Source organism: Acinetobacter portensis (assembly GCF_009372215.1).
GTDB classification, from domain to species: domain Bacteria; phylum Pseudomonadota; class Gammaproteobacteria; order Pseudomonadales; family Moraxellaceae; genus Acinetobacter; species Acinetobacter portensis.
In genome coordinates, this window is record NZ_LWRV01000068.1 from 21,618 (window position 1) to 36,853 (window position 15,236).

General features: G+C 36.5%; 17 protein-coding genes and 1 tRNA gene. 7 read left to right on the forward strand and 11 right to left on the reverse strand.

Annotated elements, in window-relative coordinates; all coding sequences use genetic code 11:
- Window positions 1-32 precede the first annotated feature (32 nt).
- Window positions 33-347, forward strand: coding sequence for a DUF5713 family protein (locus A6M14_RS07415; RefSeq protein ID WP_152874342.1), 315 nt, complete (start codon window positions 33-35; stop codon window positions 345-347).
- A gap of 1 nt (window position 348) precedes the next feature.
- Here A6M14_RS07415 and A6M14_RS07420 read toward each other — a convergent pair whose 3' ends face one another.
- Both A6M14_RS07420 and A6M14_RS07425 read right to left on the reverse strand, forming a co-directional pair.
- The gene (locus A6M14_RS07420) at window positions 349-756 is read right to left on the reverse strand and encodes a hypothetical protein (RefSeq protein ID WP_152874343.1); all 408 of its coding nucleotides are present in this window, start codon (window positions 754-756) and stop codon (window positions 349-351) included.
- Between the two features lie 202 nt (window positions 757-958).
- Window positions 959-1,044 (reverse strand) — tRNA-Leu (locus A6M14_RS07425).
- 307 nt (window positions 1,045-1,351) lie between these two features.
- On the opposite strand from A6M14_RS07425, the gene A6M14_RS14105 reads away from it, so the two are divergent.
- Complete coding sequence (locus tag A6M14_RS14105) at window positions 1,352-1,738, forward strand: hypothetical protein (RefSeq protein ID WP_171500255.1); 387 nt, start codon at window positions 1,352-1,354, stop codon at window positions 1,736-1,738.
- A 21-nt stretch (window positions 1,739-1,759) separates the two neighbouring features.
- Here the strand turns inward: A6M14_RS14105 and A6M14_RS07430 are convergent, their stop codons facing one another.
- Window positions 1,760-2,494 (reverse strand): sulfite exporter TauE/SafE family protein, encoded by a 735-nt coding sequence (locus A6M14_RS07430; RefSeq protein WP_152874344.1) that lies wholly within the window; start codon window positions 2,492-2,494, stop codon window positions 1,760-1,762.
- Between the two features lie 207 nt (window positions 2,495-2,701).
- Here A6M14_RS07430 and A6M14_RS07435 point away from each other — a divergent pair, with 207 nt between their 5' ends.
- Entirely contained in the window at window positions 2,702-3,085 is a 384-nt protein-coding gene (locus A6M14_RS07435) for a hypothetical protein (RefSeq protein WP_152874345.1), read from the forward strand.
- Between the two features lie 44 nt (window positions 3,086-3,129).
- On the opposite strand, the gene rsmD is transcribed toward A6M14_RS07435, so the two are convergent.
- A complete protein-coding gene (rsmD, locus tag A6M14_RS07440; protein WP_152874346.1) occupies window positions 3,130-3,687 on the reverse strand; it encodes a 16S rRNA (guanine(966)-N(2))-methyltransferase RsmD in 558 nt (185 codons plus the stop codon).
- Window positions 3,688-3,696: 9 nt separating this feature from the next.
- Window positions 3,697-5,739, reverse strand: coding sequence for a penicillin-binding protein 2 (mrdA, locus tag A6M14_RS07445; RefSeq protein WP_152874347.1), 2,043 nt, complete (start codon window positions 5,737-5,739; stop codon window positions 3,697-3,699).
- A 750-nt stretch (window positions 5,740-6,489) separates the two neighbouring features.
- On the opposite strand from mrdA, the gene A6M14_RS07450 reads away from it, so the two are divergent.
- The 3 genes from A6M14_RS07450 (at window position 6,490) to A6M14_RS07460 (ending at window position 8,834) form a co-directional block, all read left to right on the forward strand.
- Window positions 6,490-7,806, forward strand: coding sequence for a DUF445 domain-containing protein (locus A6M14_RS07450; protein WP_152874348.1), 1,317 nt, complete (start codon window positions 6,490-6,492; stop codon window positions 7,804-7,806).
- 82 nt (window positions 7,807-7,888) lie between these two features.
- Complete coding sequence (gene adk / locus A6M14_RS07455) at window positions 7,889-8,548, forward strand: adenylate kinase (protein ID WP_152874349.1); 660 nt, start codon at window positions 7,889-7,891, stop codon at window positions 8,546-8,548.
- A 103-nt stretch (window positions 8,549-8,651) separates the two neighbouring features.
- Window positions 8,652-8,834, forward strand: a complete 183-nt coding sequence (locus tag A6M14_RS07460; protein ID WP_338325168.1) for a hypothetical protein — start codon at window positions 8,652-8,654, stop codon at window positions 8,832-8,834.
- A 19-nt stretch (window positions 8,835-8,853) separates the two neighbouring features.
- On the opposite strand, the gene nth is transcribed toward A6M14_RS07460, so the two are convergent.
- Together nth and A6M14_RS07470 are read right to left on the reverse strand one after the other, a co-directional pair.
- Window positions 8,854-9,543 carry an endonuclease III gene (nth, locus tag A6M14_RS07465; RefSeq protein ID WP_152874351.1) on the reverse strand — a complete coding sequence of 230 codons (690 nt, stop codon included), beginning with the start codon at window positions 9,541-9,543 and terminating at the stop codon, window positions 8,854-8,856.
- A 4-nt stretch (window positions 9,544-9,547) separates the two neighbouring features.
- Window positions 9,548-10,339 carry an RnfABCDGE type electron transport complex subunit B gene (locus A6M14_RS07470; protein WP_152874352.1) on the reverse strand — a complete coding sequence of 264 codons (792 nt, stop codon included), beginning with the start codon at window positions 10,337-10,339 and terminating at the stop codon, window positions 9,548-9,550.
- A 331-nt stretch (window positions 10,340-10,670) separates the two neighbouring features.
- Between A6M14_RS07470 and gdhA the strand changes: the two genes are divergently transcribed.
- Entirely contained in the window at window positions 10,671-12,014 is a 1,344-nt protein-coding gene (gdhA, locus tag A6M14_RS07475) for an NADP-specific glutamate dehydrogenase (protein WP_152874353.1), read from the forward strand.
- A gap of 140 nt (window positions 12,015-12,154) precedes the next feature.
- Here the strand turns inward: gdhA and A6M14_RS07480 are convergent, their stop codons facing one another.
- From A6M14_RS07480 to A6M14_RS07495, 4 genes are all read right to left on the reverse strand, one after another.
- Entirely contained in the window at window positions 12,155-12,931 is a 777-nt protein-coding gene (locus tag A6M14_RS07480) for an META and DUF4377 domain-containing protein (RefSeq protein WP_152874354.1), read from the reverse strand.
- Between the two features lie 146 nt (window positions 12,932-13,077).
- Complete coding sequence (locus A6M14_RS07485) at window positions 13,078-13,854, reverse strand: DODA-type extradiol aromatic ring-opening family dioxygenase (protein WP_152874355.1); 777 nt, start codon at window positions 13,852-13,854, stop codon at window positions 13,078-13,080.
- Window positions 13,855-13,958: 104 nt separating this feature from the next.
- On the reverse strand, window positions 13,959-14,441 hold the full coding sequence (gene rlmH, locus A6M14_RS07490) for a 23S rRNA (pseudouridine(1915)-N(3))-methyltransferase RlmH (RefSeq protein ID WP_152874356.1): 483 nt from the start codon (window positions 14,439-14,441) through the stop codon (window positions 13,959-13,961).
- A gap of 243 nt (window positions 14,442-14,684) precedes the next feature.
- On the reverse strand, window positions 14,685-15,182 hold the full coding sequence (locus A6M14_RS07495) for an NF045616 family extracytoplasmic (lipo)protein (protein ID WP_152874357.1): 498 nt from the start codon (window positions 15,180-15,182) through the stop codon (window positions 14,685-14,687).
- Between the last annotated feature and the right edge of the window lie 54 nt (window positions 15,183-15,236).

Here is a 15,236-nt window from a genome sequence, read left to right on the forward strand (position 1 = left end):
TTTTTTAAAATGCTGAAAAATTGAGTTTAGCTATGTTAAGTGATTTACTTCTCCCAATGTTTGATGATGAATATTATCCCGATGTTCTTGCTGCTGAAGTTAGACAGTGTATTTTTAGATTTGCAAAGAAAGTGGCAAAAGCAAATATCTCTGAAAAAGATATTTACCATTTTGCAAATGAAGCTATGGCTGAAATTAATAAATTGAAGCCTCAGTTTGAAGATCTAGATTCCTCTTTAGATGATTCAGCTGCTGATTATATTGCTGAGGCAATGATGATGGTGGTGCAAGAAGAGGGATATATGGATATTGAAATGGAAGAATTGATTGGTAATAGAGAGTGGTAATTCACTCTCTTTTTTTATTAGGTGTAATCAGTTCTTTAAGTTGATTGAACAATTCGGGATTTTCTTCAAAACTGTCAAATAAGTCTTCAAAATGACAACTTTCATTGCTATGGATGGCTTCGATTTCGTTAACTGTTAGATGGTGTTCATCATTAATTGAATTATAGTGGCTGAATGTATTTAACCAAAACTTTGAGTTCGATTTTAATAATTGATCGATTTGATCTTTATCTTTTAGATTTTTGAAAGAGAGTATGTATTCATAACTACCTAAAGTGCAGCGTTTGAGAATATATTGATGATTCTTATATTGAATAGTGCCAGCATAAAAATCTAAATATTCTGTATCCTCATTTGAAACATCTGTATCACTTACTATAAGAGCAGCTTGATTTTTTTGCTCGGTCATTATTTCAGAGTTAGTTTCATAGGGGGTAAAAGCCAAGGTGTTTGAAGCAGAGAAAATGAAAGTAAATAAATAAAAAGATATATGTAGTCGCATTTTTTATAGATATTATTATTGAAGGAATATGAAGTTTACTAAATTTCAGACATAAAAAAACCAGCATATCGCTGGAATTTTTAATGCACCATTTTAAGAAGTATTAAAATGGTGCCCGAGGCCAGACTCGAACTGGCACGCTTTGTGGGCGGGGGATTTTAAATCCCCTGTGTCTACCGATTTCACCACTCGGGCATGTGCGCAATAATAGAGGACGAAATAAATCTTGGCAAGTGTATTTATGCTTGATTGCTTTCTTTTCAATCAATTATGCGTTTTGTGATTAAAAAATATAGTTTTTGATGAGAATTAACGCTTTTTATACTCATTTCTTTGAATTCTATGGTTAAATTTATATTGAATAAAATATCTCATTTTAATGAATATAAAAGTAGAGGTTCTCGATTTTTGGGTAAGGCGTTATGTTTTGGGCTGGAAAGGTCATTTAAATGGGGTAATGATGAATAAATATCTTATTTTATGTGTATTAGGTTGCTACTGCATGGAAATGAACGCAGCAGAGGAACATAACAATAAAAATGAAGAAGAGATAAAAGAAACTTTGTTTGAAACCCAAGAAAAAGAGCAAAAAGAAAAAATAGAAAAAATTGATGAAGAATTTAGGGATTATAGTTTCTTAAAAAACAATTTTTATGAAGATGAAAATTTAAGGATTTATAACAATACTGCGTATCAGTTTGAAGGTGCGCAAAATAAGTTTATGGCTGGGCAAAAGAACAATGTTGGCGTTGATGATTTTGCGGTTTCATTTGGTTATGGCATGGAGTTTAAGCTCGATCAGGCACATAAGGTTGGATATGAATATGTATCTAGTTTTCCTTATGATCGTGGGCAAATGGTTCGTTTCTTTTGGTCTAAGAAATTTTAATGATGCATGATTTGAAAAAACTCAAATGAAGCTGTTTAAACTCATAAAAACGCCTGAAGCAAAAAGTAAGCTCAAGACAATTTTTTTAAATTGAATTTCTGAAATTTTATAAAATAGCTTTGCGCCTAAAATTGCAGGAATACTGACTGTAAACATGAGAACTAAAATATAAGTGATGTGTTGGCTTTTAATGTTTCCTTGAATTAAATATGCACTAAGAGTGAAAACCTGAATAGCGAAATTAAAGTGACGCATAATATAGCGCTGTTTATCTTTTTGTAGGTTTTTGAGCATTAGCCATGCAGAAGGTAGAGCGCCACTAAAGCCACCTAATCCTCCTAAAATACCGCCTAAAAAACCAATGAAGCTATCTGCATATTTTCCTGATTTTTGTATAAAGATAAATTTTGGATTAAATAACATCAGTGGGCTCCAAATCATCAAGAATGTACCCAATACGAGTTTAAATGTTTCTGGTTCTACACGGTCAAGTAACCATGTACCAATTGGAACGCCAATAAGTCCAGCTAAAATATAAGGAAGAACAAGTGCTTTATCGAAGTGATAGCTTTTATTTTCACTTGATAGGGAAATAATATGACTCCATAAAGATGCAAAAACCACAAGAGGGGCTGCAAGCTGTGGAGCTAATGCCCAAACCCAAAATGACATAGCAACAAGCCCAAAAGCGAAGCCTGTTAAGCCTTGTACAAAGCCTGCAATGATTGCACCCAGAAGAAAAAGAAGCCAAGTCATAATTAAAAATGAAAAAATTAATAAAAATGATTTTAGGTGATCTTATTGAATTAAAGAGGTTTATTTCTATATTTTCTTATGTTTATTGTAGATAAGTTCTGCACAATATGAGCAAATCATGGATGAACTTACACACAAAATAAACGACAGATCCCTGAAGTATTCATGTCTGTATTCCATACTTTGAATATAAATTTGAGGGTCATTATGATGATTAAAAAAATATTGTTGTTATCGACACTGGGTCTTGCTTTAACAGGCTGTGTCATGGCTCCGTATGATGATCGTCCAAATTATTCAGGAAATCATTCGTATGATCGTCCGACTTGGAATAATGGCGGAGCGCATCGACCAGATTACAGACCCAATTATCGTCCTAATCAACAAAAACCAAGACCGCCTGTAAACAACAGACCTGATTTTAATGGTCATAAGCCAGCACAGCATCAGTCAAACAATAAACCGAATAATAAGCCAAACTACAGGCCAAATTATCAAGGGCAAAAGCCAACGAAAAATAGGCCAAATTGGAATTCTAATCAGCCTAAATCACACGGTTTACCCAACTCACAAAGACCACTTCGCCCATAATTGGGGGATAAAAAAAGGATGCATAAGCATCCTTTTTTTATTGTTTAATGATTCGACTTTTTATACAGACCAGCGCGAACTGTACCTGCTTTTGTATTCTTAATTTGAATCCAACTTGCAGGGATTTTTAATTGAGATAATTCACGGTCAGCTTCAATGTAAATAAAACCATCATTTTTAATGAGTGGATCTGCCAAAGTCGCTAATTCTTCCCATAAATCTAAACCATAGGGCGGATCTAGAAAAACGACGTCAAATTGCTCTTTTAATGTGGGTAACGTTTGCTGTGCTGTGGCAATTTTTAATTTTGCACGTTGATTGGTGACTTTTAAAAGCTCTAGATTGTCTTTCAAAAATTTTGCTTGTTGTGCATTTGGTTCAATCATCACGATTTGACTTGCGCCACGCGATAATGCTTCGAATGCTAAAGCACCAGAACCTGCACAAATATCTAAAACATGTGTATTTTGAATATCCCACATTAACCAATTAAAAAGTGTTTCTCGAACACGGTCAGGTGTTGGACGCAAACCATCAATGCTAGCAAAAGGGAGTTGGCGACGTTTCCATTCGCCACCAATAATACGTAATTGATTTTTCATACTTTAGCGTTACTCTTCGCTAACTGCTTGAGAAGCGGCATGCGAACTTACTTGAGGGTTAATATTTGTGGGTGTTGCTGTATTCGTTGTAGATGTCTGATCTGTACTAGCCGTTGGCGTGGTTGCACGTAGATTTCCATCGCCACTTGGAAGTTCACTTGGTTTAATACCTGCCGTCATAAGACCACCACTCATTTGACCAGCAGCAGGTTTAATTGGATTCTTTTTACGAGTGAGCAACCAATAATCGAATAATGGTTTGGCAATTTGAGCGGCAGAACCACCATGACGACCATTTTCCCATACAACAGCAATGGCAATTTGTGGTTTTTCAGCAGGGGCAAAGCCAACAAAAAGACCATGGTCAAGTTGGCGTTCAGTCAGGAGAGATTCGTTATACTTTTTACCCTGTGCAATACTTTTTACTTGGGCTGTACCTGTTTTCCCTGCAATATCATAAAGGTGAGTGCGAATTCCACGTCCTGTACCTGAGTTTACAACATCAACCATAGCTTCACGCATTTTCACCCAATCTTCAGGTTTACCATTGAATGGAATTACGCCATCTGTAGAGTTATGAACGGTATATGGTTTGGCTCCTTTACTTTCACGTAGAACGTGGGGCGTAATATGTGCGCCTTGGTTGGATGTAATAGCGGTTGCCATGGCAAGTTGTAATGGTGTTGCAGTAAATGCACCTTGTCCAATACTGACTGAAATTGTTTCGCCACGTAGCCATTTCGCTTTACGTGTACGAAGTTTCCATTCTGGGCTTGGGTACAAACCTGTACTTTCACTTGGTAAATCAATTCCTGTTTTTTCACCAAAACCAAATTGACGCATCCATGCATTCATTTTTTCAATGCCCATTCGGTAAGAAAGGACATAGAAGAAAGTATCGCAAGAGACAACTTGAGCTTTGTGTAAATCGACCACGCCATGACCTGTTTTTTTATGGTCACGGAAACGGTGACTATCGCCAGGTAAGTTGAAATAACCATGATCTTGAATGGCTGTTTGCCAATCGATTAAACCATAGTGAATCCCGCCCAAACCAAACATTGGTTTAATGGTAGAACCCGGTGGATAAGCACCTTGTACTGCACGGTTGTAAAGGGGTTGGTCTAGATTATCTCGAAGCTCTGAATAATCTTTTGAGCTAATGCCTGTTACGAATAAATTTGGGTTGAAACTTGGGCTAGATACAAGTGCTAAAATTTCCCCTGTAGTTGGGTCTAAAGCAACAATTGCACCACGACGACCTGCAAGTTGCTCACTTGCAACCATTTGAAGACCATAATCTAAAGAAAGATATAAATCGTTACCACGAATAGGATCTTTACGACCTAAATGACGTAATACATTACCGTGTGCATCTGCTTCAATCGATTCATTGCCCGGAACACCATGCAATAAGTCTTCGTATGATTTTTCTACACCAATTTTCCCAATTAAGTTGGTGCCTGCATAAGCATCTTTATCAATTTCTTTTAATTCTTTATCGTTAATACGACCAACATAACCAATCACATGTGCAAATAATTCGCCATGTGGATAGTAGCGCGTCATTTGAGTTTCAATGTTTACGCCTGGGAATTTAAATTTAACTTCACTAAAACGGGCGATATCTGTTTCGTTTAAATTGAGCTTAATCACGACACGTTCAGTTTTACGTGAAACTTTAATACGACTTTTAAAACGGTCAATATCTTCTTGAGTGAGCTCTAAAATAGGGGTTAAGCGATCAATAGTGTCATCAATATCATCAATATCAGCACGGCTTAATGTTGCCGAAAATACAGGATAATTATCTGCTAATAATGTGCCGTTACGGTCGTAAATATAGCCACGTGCAGGAGCGAGTGGTTGTAAGCGTATGCGGTTTTTGTCTGATGCTGTTGAAAACTCATCGAAACTTGAAATTTGTAAATATGCATAGCGGGCAACAAGCAGCAAAAGGAAAAAACTGACAATTCCGACAGACACTAAAACACGATTGCGAAAGATGCGCTTTTCTTGTTGAACATTTTTTAATGGAAAGTTCTGTTTCATACGCAATGTACTTAGGTCTGTTGGGTGAGGGAGTTTGATCGATATTCTAACGCAACTCAACTTCATTTGCGAAAGATGGAGGTCTATTTAAATTAAATAATATAAAGAAGGTTTTTTGACTTATGCGACATAAAAATTAGGAGGGCGTGCCTATAAGATTTTCAATAATTCTGCTACATTCAACTGCATAAGGATTTTGTTGAATGTCATGACGGGGAAATCTCTGAGAACAATTTCAATAATAAGTTTTGAATAGCTGTTTTTGATACAAAAAAAGAAACCTAGAGTTTCATTATTTTTTTGATCGAAGTCCAAAATTGAAAGATTCTCAAGCCAGTTTAAAATCAGCTTTAAGTGTCTTATTTCTTGTTAAATATGTAAGCTAAATATATAAATATTGTCGTTTTTGCATAAATAACAAATAAAAGAAAATAGATGCTGAATTAGTGAGCGATATCTATTGAGCTGAGTATCGAAAAAACAGTTATGATATCTGTACTTATACAAATTATATCAGATTAAAAATAAGCGTAATTTGTTGAGGGAGACTGAATAAATTACTTTTATTAATCGCGTATTTTGTGTGAAATATCACAGAATCTAGTTCATTTGGTTAGCATAAAGGTGCAGTTGAAGGTTTTGGCTCTGAAATACAATTTTCCTATACTGTTGTAGTCTGTGAATAGACAAAATAGGGTGTTTATTGAAGTTTTAAAATCTTGCAAATAGAAAGATATATGGAATTTATGCATGCTTGAGTACATCAATCAGTTGTGGCAAACATTTTTGCAACGTCCAGATTTCTGGGCGGTGTTAAGTATTATTCCTGTCACTGCATTTGTAACTTGGGCGCATGTTTGGATGGCACTAAAAATGGTGTTTTTTCCTATCCATTTCTGGGGGTTTCATCTCGGATCACTTCCTATTGGCTGGCAAGGCATTGTGCCTCGAAAAGCGGGCAGAATTTCAGGTATTATCACAGACAATACATTGTCTAAATTAGGGTCATTGCAGGAGTTTTTAGATGCAATGGACCCGAAAGATATGGCGCATATTATTGGTCAGCAAGTTGGGACAGAACTTGAATATCTTATTGATGAAGTGATGATGGACCGAAATGCGGTGCTTTGGGAAAATATGCCTTATGCTATAAAACGTCGTATTTATGCACAAGCCAATAAACAGTTGCCTGCTGTTTTAGAAAATTTAGTCGTTGATTTGACTGTAAATGTAGAATCTCTAGTCGATATGCGTGAAATGGTGGTCAGCCAAATGGAAAATGATCGCCACTTAATGGTTCGAATGTTCCTTAAAGTTGGGCAAAAAGAGATTAATTTTATTTGGCATATCAGCGCATTAATTGGTATTGTCTTTGGTGTTTTTCAAATGATTGTCTGGTTTGTGATACCATGGCATTGGACGGTTCCATTTTGGGCATCTGTTTGGGGTTTTTTAACGAATTGGATTGCAATTTGGATGGTATTTAATCCACTTGAACCACATTATGTTCGTTATTTACAGTTTTTTGAAAGAACAAAAGATCATAAATTTCCTTGGATTAAGCCAATTGTTCCACGTATAGGAACATATAATGTCCAAGGTGCTTTTATGAAGCGTCAAGATGAAGTCTCAGATGTATTTGCAAAAGTCGTAACAGAGGATTTAATTACCTTAAAATCGATTATGTCGGAAATGATGTATGGCAGTAAAAAAGAGAAAACTCGCCGTATTGTAAAACGACATATTAATGAGATTATGGAAACACCTTTGGTTCGTACATCTTTACAGCTCTCTTTAGGGCCAAAAGAATATGCAAAACTCAAGACAGACTTGATCGATCGCTCGATTGAAATTACGATGGTTCCTGTAAGCGACCCAGCGTTCAATGCGAGCCGTGCACAAAAGATCTTTCAAATGTTCCGAGAGCGTATTCGCGAGTTGACCCCGAAAGAGTTTCAGAATCTGTTACGTCCTGCATTTCAGGAAGACGAATGGATTTTGATTTTATTGGGTGGTGTAACCGGATTTGTTGCTGGTTTAATACATTTGTTTGTGGCTTTTTTATAATTCGATGCTGATCCAAATGACGAATCTTGGAGTTCGCCATAAACGACGCGTCATGTACATTGTTAAATGAGGATGTTTATTTATGCGCATTATTTTACTAGGACCACCTGGAGCAGGTAAGGGTACTCAAGCTCAGTTGATCTGTAAGCGCTACAATGTCCCACAAATTTCAACCGGTGATATGCTCCGTGCTGCAATTCGTGAAGGTACTGAATTAGGTCTTAAAGCTAAAAGCGTGATGGACAACGGTGGTCTTGTTTCAGATGAACTGATCATTGGTCTTGTGAAAGAACGTATTGCTCAACCAGATTGCGTGAATGGCTGCATTTTTGATGGTTTCCCTCGTACTATTCCACAAGCTGAAGCTTTGGAAAACGAAGGCATTAATATCGACCACGTGATTGAAATTGATGTTCCAGATGAAGAAATTGTTCAACGTCTTTCTGGTCGTCGTCAACATGCTGCGTCAGGTCGTGTTTATCATATCGTTTACAACCCACCAAAAGTGGAAGGTAAAGATGATGAAACAGGTGAAGATCTTATTCAACGTCCAGATGATCTTGAAGCAACAATTCGCAAACGTTTGGGTTCATACCATACAGAAACTGAGCAACTTGTTGGTTTCTACCAAGGTCGCGCAGCTTCAGGTGTAAATGCGCCAACTTACAATAAATTAAATGGTCTTCGTCCAATTGATGAAGTTCAAACTGATTTATTCGCAATTTTAGATCAATCAAAATAATTTAGATTTTAAATCTGTAATTATTTTGACAAGAAAAGAGTCCTAAGTCATATTGGGGCTCTTTTTTATTGCTTTGATTTTTGAGGGTTAGATTTTGCTAAAAGTGGGTTTAATTGTTTTGGTACTTCTTTGTTTTGCAATGCTGATTGGCTTGTTATATGTGAGCTTCAAAATGTTACGCGAAACTCAAAAGAAAGAATCTTTGGAAAAGAAAGATCAGCGCCCGCAATATCAGCTTCATCCAAAATTAAAAGCAGAATTAGACGCTAGAAAAAAGAATAAATAGTTATAAAAATATAGATGCATTATGCATCTATATTTTTCAGTTTAATGGCTCTTTCAGCACCAAATTCAAAGCGATCTGGCCAATTACACACATCTGAAACAATGCATTCATTACATTTGGGTTTACGTGCGATACAACAATAACGACCATGTAAAATCAGCCAATGATGTGAGTCGATAATAAATTCTTTGGGAATGACTTTAACTAGTCGATGCTCTACTTCTAATACATTTTTCCCAACAGCCAAGCCTGTTCTATTGCCCAAACGGAAAATATGCGTGTCGACTGCCATGGTAGGTTGTCCGAATGCCGTATTAAGCACCACATTCGCTGTTTTACGACCCACACCCGGCAATGCTTCTAAGTCTGCACGGTTATTGGGTACAACGCTGTTATGCTTCTCTATAAGCATTTTACAGGCTTTAATCACATTCTCTGCTTTGGAATTATATAGACCAATGGTTTTGATATATGTCTTTAATCCATCGACACCTAAGGCGTAAATTGCTTCAGGTGTATTTGCAATAGGAAAAAGTTTGTCTGTTGCTTTATTCACGCTAACATCTGTCGCTTGCGCAGATAAAGTCACAGCAACCAGAAGTTCAAATGGATTTGAATAATTGAGTTCTGTTTCAGGATGGGGGCGTTGTTCACGTAACCGTTCAAAAAACGTTTGAATTTGCTTTTTGGTCATATTTTTAACGGTCATATGTTTAAGCTCCTAAAGCTGAAAGTTGTTGTAGCAACATATCTAATTGTGCACGTTTTTTTTCATCATCACGAACGCTTAACTGTTTTTCTAACTTTTTGATTTGTGTTCTAATTTTTGCAAGTTCAATCGTGGTTTTAGCATCTTGCTGAACAATGCCTGCTTTGGCTTTTTCTATTATTTTTATTTCAGGAATATTTGAAAATTGTGCAGAAAATTGTGCAAATAACTCAGTGTCAATTTCGGCACGAACGACAGGTCCTTTGCGGTGAATGCGACGTTTTTCTTCACGTTGAATATGTGAATAGTAGCGTTGTCTTAAATCGTTTTGTTCAGCAATTTGGAGGGTTTCGGTTGGTACTTCTTTTAAGTCTTCAACTAAATCGATGCAATCGACAGGGCAGGGTGGAATACATAATTCACAGCCTGTGCAAAGGTCGGTCAAAATACTATGCATGAGTTTTCCTGAACCAATAATGGCATCTACAGGGCAGGCACTAATACATTTTGTACAACCAATACATTCATCTTCACGAATAACAGCTTTCATACGTTGTGGGCGACCATCGCTTTGAATAGGCCAAACACTTTCTTCAGCTTTTAGTTTTGGACGCGCAAGTAATGTAGCCAAAGCATCGGCAACAGGTTGTCCGCCAGGAACACATTTGTTTGCATCTTCGCCATTTACGATAGATTTTGCATAAGGTAAACACCCATCTCGATGACCACATAAACCACATTGGGTTTGTGGAAGTAAGGCATCAATATTTTGGATGAGTGCGATTTGCGAATTCATTTAGGTACCACAACTACAGAGTATGTAGTTAAAAAAGGAGAGGTTTTATTAAGTTGATGATTTTAACATGAATTATTTTAATAATCTTGCGCTCTAAATTGATACAAAATATGTCTTTATTTGGGGCAATATATTTGTTAGAGATACTTGAAAAATATAGGATTTTTGTTGGATATAATAAATATAAATAATTGTTATTTAATATTTAATTACATTTCATTTAAATAATTGTTGTAGATTTATTACAAAAGATATTTAATGTTTTGCGCCAAAATAAAACATTAATTGAAATTTTGACCAATTTTGATTCATTCCTGCTGAGGATTAAGCGTTGAAATATACCAGTCTTAATGACTTTTTAAATTACGTTAAAACACGTGATTCACATCAACCAGAATTTCTTCAAGCCGTTGAAGAAGTAATGACAAGCCTTTGGCCTTTCATTGAAAAGAACCCACAGTATGCTCAATATGGTTTGCTTGAACGCCTTGTAGAGCCGGAACGTGCTATTCAATTTCGCGTTTCTTGGGTAGATGACCAAGGTCAAACTCATGTAAACCGTGCCTTCCGTGTACAGTACAACTCTGCAATTGGTCCATTTAAAGGTGGTATGCGTTTCCATCCATCTGTGAACCTTTCAATCTTAAAATTCTTAGGTTTTGAGCAGACTTTTAAAAATGCTTTAACTACACTTCCTATGGGTGGTGGTAAAGGCGGTTCAGACTTCGATCCTAAAGGTAAGTCTGAAGGTGAGATCATGCGTTTCTGCCAAGCGTTAATGATTGAACTTTACCGTCATTTAGGTTCTAACACAGATATTCCTGCGGGTGATATTGGTGTTGGTGGTCGTGAAGTGGGTTACATGGCTGGCATGATGAAAAAGCTAAGCAATGACACTTCAAGTGTATTTACCGGTAAAGGTTTATCTTTCGGTGGATCATTGGCTCGCCCTGAAGCAACAGGTTACGGTACTGTGTATTTCGCTGAGGAAATGCTCAAAACTCGTGGCGAAAGCTTTAAAGATAAAGTGGTAACAATTTCTGGTTCAGGTAATGTTGCTCAATATGCTGCTGACAAAGCAATGTATTTGGGTGCGAAAGTGGTTTCACTTTCTGACTCTGCTGGTACAGTTTACGTTAAAGACGGTTTTACAGAAGAATTACTTGCTGAGGTAATGGAACTTAAAAACGTTAAACGTGGTCGTATCTCTGAATTTGCCGCTAAACACGGTTTTGAATATTTAGAAGGTCAACGTCCTTGGTCAATTAAATGTGATATCGCACTTCCATGCGCAACTCAAAATGAGTTGAATGCTGAAGATGCTGCACAATTAATTGCAAATGGCGTAATTTCTGTTGCTGAAGGTGCAAATATGCCTTCAACACTTGAAGCTGTAGAAAAATTCGTTGAAGCGAAAATTCTTTATGCACCAGGTAAAGCATCGAATGCTGGTGGTGTTGCAACATCAGGTCTTGAAATGTCTCAAAACGCAATTCGTTTAGGTTGGACATTTGAAGAAGTTGACGAGCGTCTTCATGCAATTATGAAAGAAATTCACCGTAACTGTGTTAAATATGGTACTGAAGCTGACGGTACAGTTAACTATGTAAACGGTGCAAACATTGCAGGCTTCGTAAAAGTTGCTGATGCGATGTTAGCGCAAGGTGTATTCTAAGCTTTAGGCTAGAATCATAAAAAAACCGATGCAACTGCATCGGTTTTTTTATTTTAAGACTTCTTTAAAATTTTCAATTTTTTCAATTGGGGAAGAAAAAAACAATCATAAATAAAAGAAGTCACATTTAAGATACTAAATTAAAGAGAACCTTTTACCGCTTCACGTTCAACAGCCATATCGAAGATATATGCATATTTAGATTGATCGGCAGCAGGTTTTTTAATTTCGTAACGTTTTACACGAATGATTTGACGCTCATTTGGTGTATGTTCGAAACCTTCAATTTGGTCATAAAAGTTTGACCAATTTGCATCCACTTGAGTTTTGATACCTTGTTCGTTGTATTTAATTTCGCGAACTTGCAAACAAGTTTGTGGAGCTACACCTTGGCATTGAACAGTCTTAGGGCTTACTTCTAAGAAAATTGTTTCAGCTTGAGTTTGATATTTTACTTCTGGTGTCATTTTCCCAGTGAAAACAATTTTTTCACCGTTTGGTGCAACAATGGTTAATGTAGGGTTTTGAACATCATTCAAGTTTAAAACGAAAGGTGCTTTACGTTCGCTAAATAAACTGCCAGCAAAACGTTCTTGCTTCATTGCATCTTCACCACATCCCATCATTGTAGATGCGATATTACCCGTGGTAATTGTGTTGTTTTCAACTTTCCAAGACGTTGCAAGTGTATTACAGCTTGTTGAAACACTTAAACGAGCTTTATCATCAAATGTCAGAACAATTGGATTTTGTGCATTTTCAGTTTTGGCACTCCATGTATATGAAGTTAATGTTTTATCTGCATTTTGTTGTTGTAATACGGACACAGCTAAATCTCCAACTTTTTGAATATCGCTAGATTGACATGCAGCAAGTGCTAAAGGAAAGAGAGCAATAGCAAGATATTTTAATTTCATTTTCGGTCTATTCTTTATTGAAAAGTTAATACTTAAAGAATAACGGAAAGAAGCGAAAATAAAATGGATACACTTCTATCTTTTCAGTAGAGAAATGTATCCATTATTTAATATATTGTTATTTTATTTTTCGATATAAGGTGGTTTTAGTCGAAACGATAAATATCCATACCCAATGAACCCATAGAAAAACTGCTATGAACAATACTAAAACGACGACCTGTACCCATCGCAAAAAATATTGGCGCAAAGTGTTCGATCGTTGGGTGATTACGACTTACATGAGGAATAGTTTTCCAATCTAAAACGGCATCAAAATCGTTATGATTTAATTTGCTAACCACATAATTACGGAATGTTGACGCCCATTCAGGCACAGATTGAGCATCACCATTCCAAGATAGTTCACGTAAATTATGCGTGATACTTCCCGAGCCAATCATTAAAATTTGCTTTTCACGCAGTGGTGCAAGGGTTTGTCCAATTTTATAAATATCCTCAGCCGACATATTCATTGGTAATGAAATTTCAACCACAGGAATATCTGCGTTAGGATACATATGAAGCAGTGGCATCCATACACCATGGTCACGTGGGCGCGTACTATTTGCATGTGCAGATAAACCTGCTTGTGCAAGTAAATGCAAAATTTCTTCGGCTAACTCAGGTTGACCCGGGGCAGGGTAACGAATTTCATAAAGTTCAGGTGGAAAGCCACGGAAGTCATGCCAAGTTTCAGGACGTACCGCTGAACTTACTTCTAGAGCGTTACTTTCCCAATGTGCAGACATGATAATAATGGCTTCAGGTTTTGGAAGGTTGAAGCTTAAACGCTCTAATGCAGGGCCAACTTGTTCAGGATTAACTGCAAGCATGGGTGAACCATGCGATATAAACAATCCTGGTAAAGTTTGTAAGTTCATGACTTTATGCCTAAATAAATAATCTATGGGTATTATCTAAGATAATAAAAATAAGATAACTCCAAAATAATCAACAAATCGTTCTAAAAGTGGAACAAAGTCGATTAGCCTGCACGGTGGTATGGATGGTTGTTGTTAATACTCATCGCTCGATACAACTGTTCAATGAGCATGACACGTACCATTGGGTGTGGAAGCGTTAATTTAGATAATGACCAGTGCCATGCAGCGGCTTTACGTACAGCTTCAGAGTGACCGTCAGGCCCACCAATTGCAAGTACAATGTCATTGCCTTCTAGCATCCAACTTTTCATGGTTTCTGCAAGTTTTTCGGTGCTAAATTCACGTCCGCCTACTTCTAAGGCAATAAGCACTTCGTTTTGTTTCATAGCATTGAGAATGCTATCACCTTCGATATTTCGGTATTTTAAAATGTCTGCTTCGGAATCATTTTTGCCACGCTTTGCCATTGGCAATTCTATAATTTGAGTTTGCACAAAGGGTTGGATGCGTTTGAAGTAGTCTTCAAAACCTGTAAGTACCCAAGCAGGCATTTTTTGACCGATGGTGAGAATGCGAATTTTCATAAGAAGCAAATATTTAAAACAGGATTGAATTATACCTTGAAATGGGAGAGGGGGAGATTGTTATTTGGGCGTTAAGCTGGGATTGGGGAATAAAAATAACGGATAAAATGATGAGATTTCATTGGACTTTATAGTTTATATAAAGCCCAGTGAGCAGGTAATAATATTTGTAGAAATATAAATTTAGGGGCTGTAGTAGATTATCACAAAGTTAATCTACTACAGCCCCTAACAATTTTATTACTAAGATAAATGTGAAAAAATTTTATTAAAAAACGACTTAATTTTTTCCCAAAAACTCAACTCTTTGTCTACACATTTATTATTTTTAAAATCATAATCTTGTATAACATAATCCTCATTTTTTTTTGCTATACAAAAATCTGTCAGATAGGCTATGTTAGTAGCACCTAAAGTAACATTATAAAGCGTATCTAACTTAGCCTCCAATAATGAAAAATCTTTTATTTTTATGCAGTTACTAGTATTAGGGAGCTGAGTTAGGGAAGTGTTTACATAAGACCAACTTTCTCCAGCCTCAGGGTTTTCACCCGAAACAACCACACTAAAACTACTTTTCCTATTCTCATCATCTACAGAAAAACAAGGACTATTATCCTTCATTGAAATTATTACAGCCCCACCTCTATAAGGATTAGAAATAGCGTATGAAAAATTTGGAAGAAGCAGTAAAAATATTATGTAGCTAATATTTCTAGTATTGTATAGGTTCTTTCCCATAATAAAGTTTCCCATGGTTCTTTGAGATTAAATTTTTGGTGGTGTTTCCAAAAG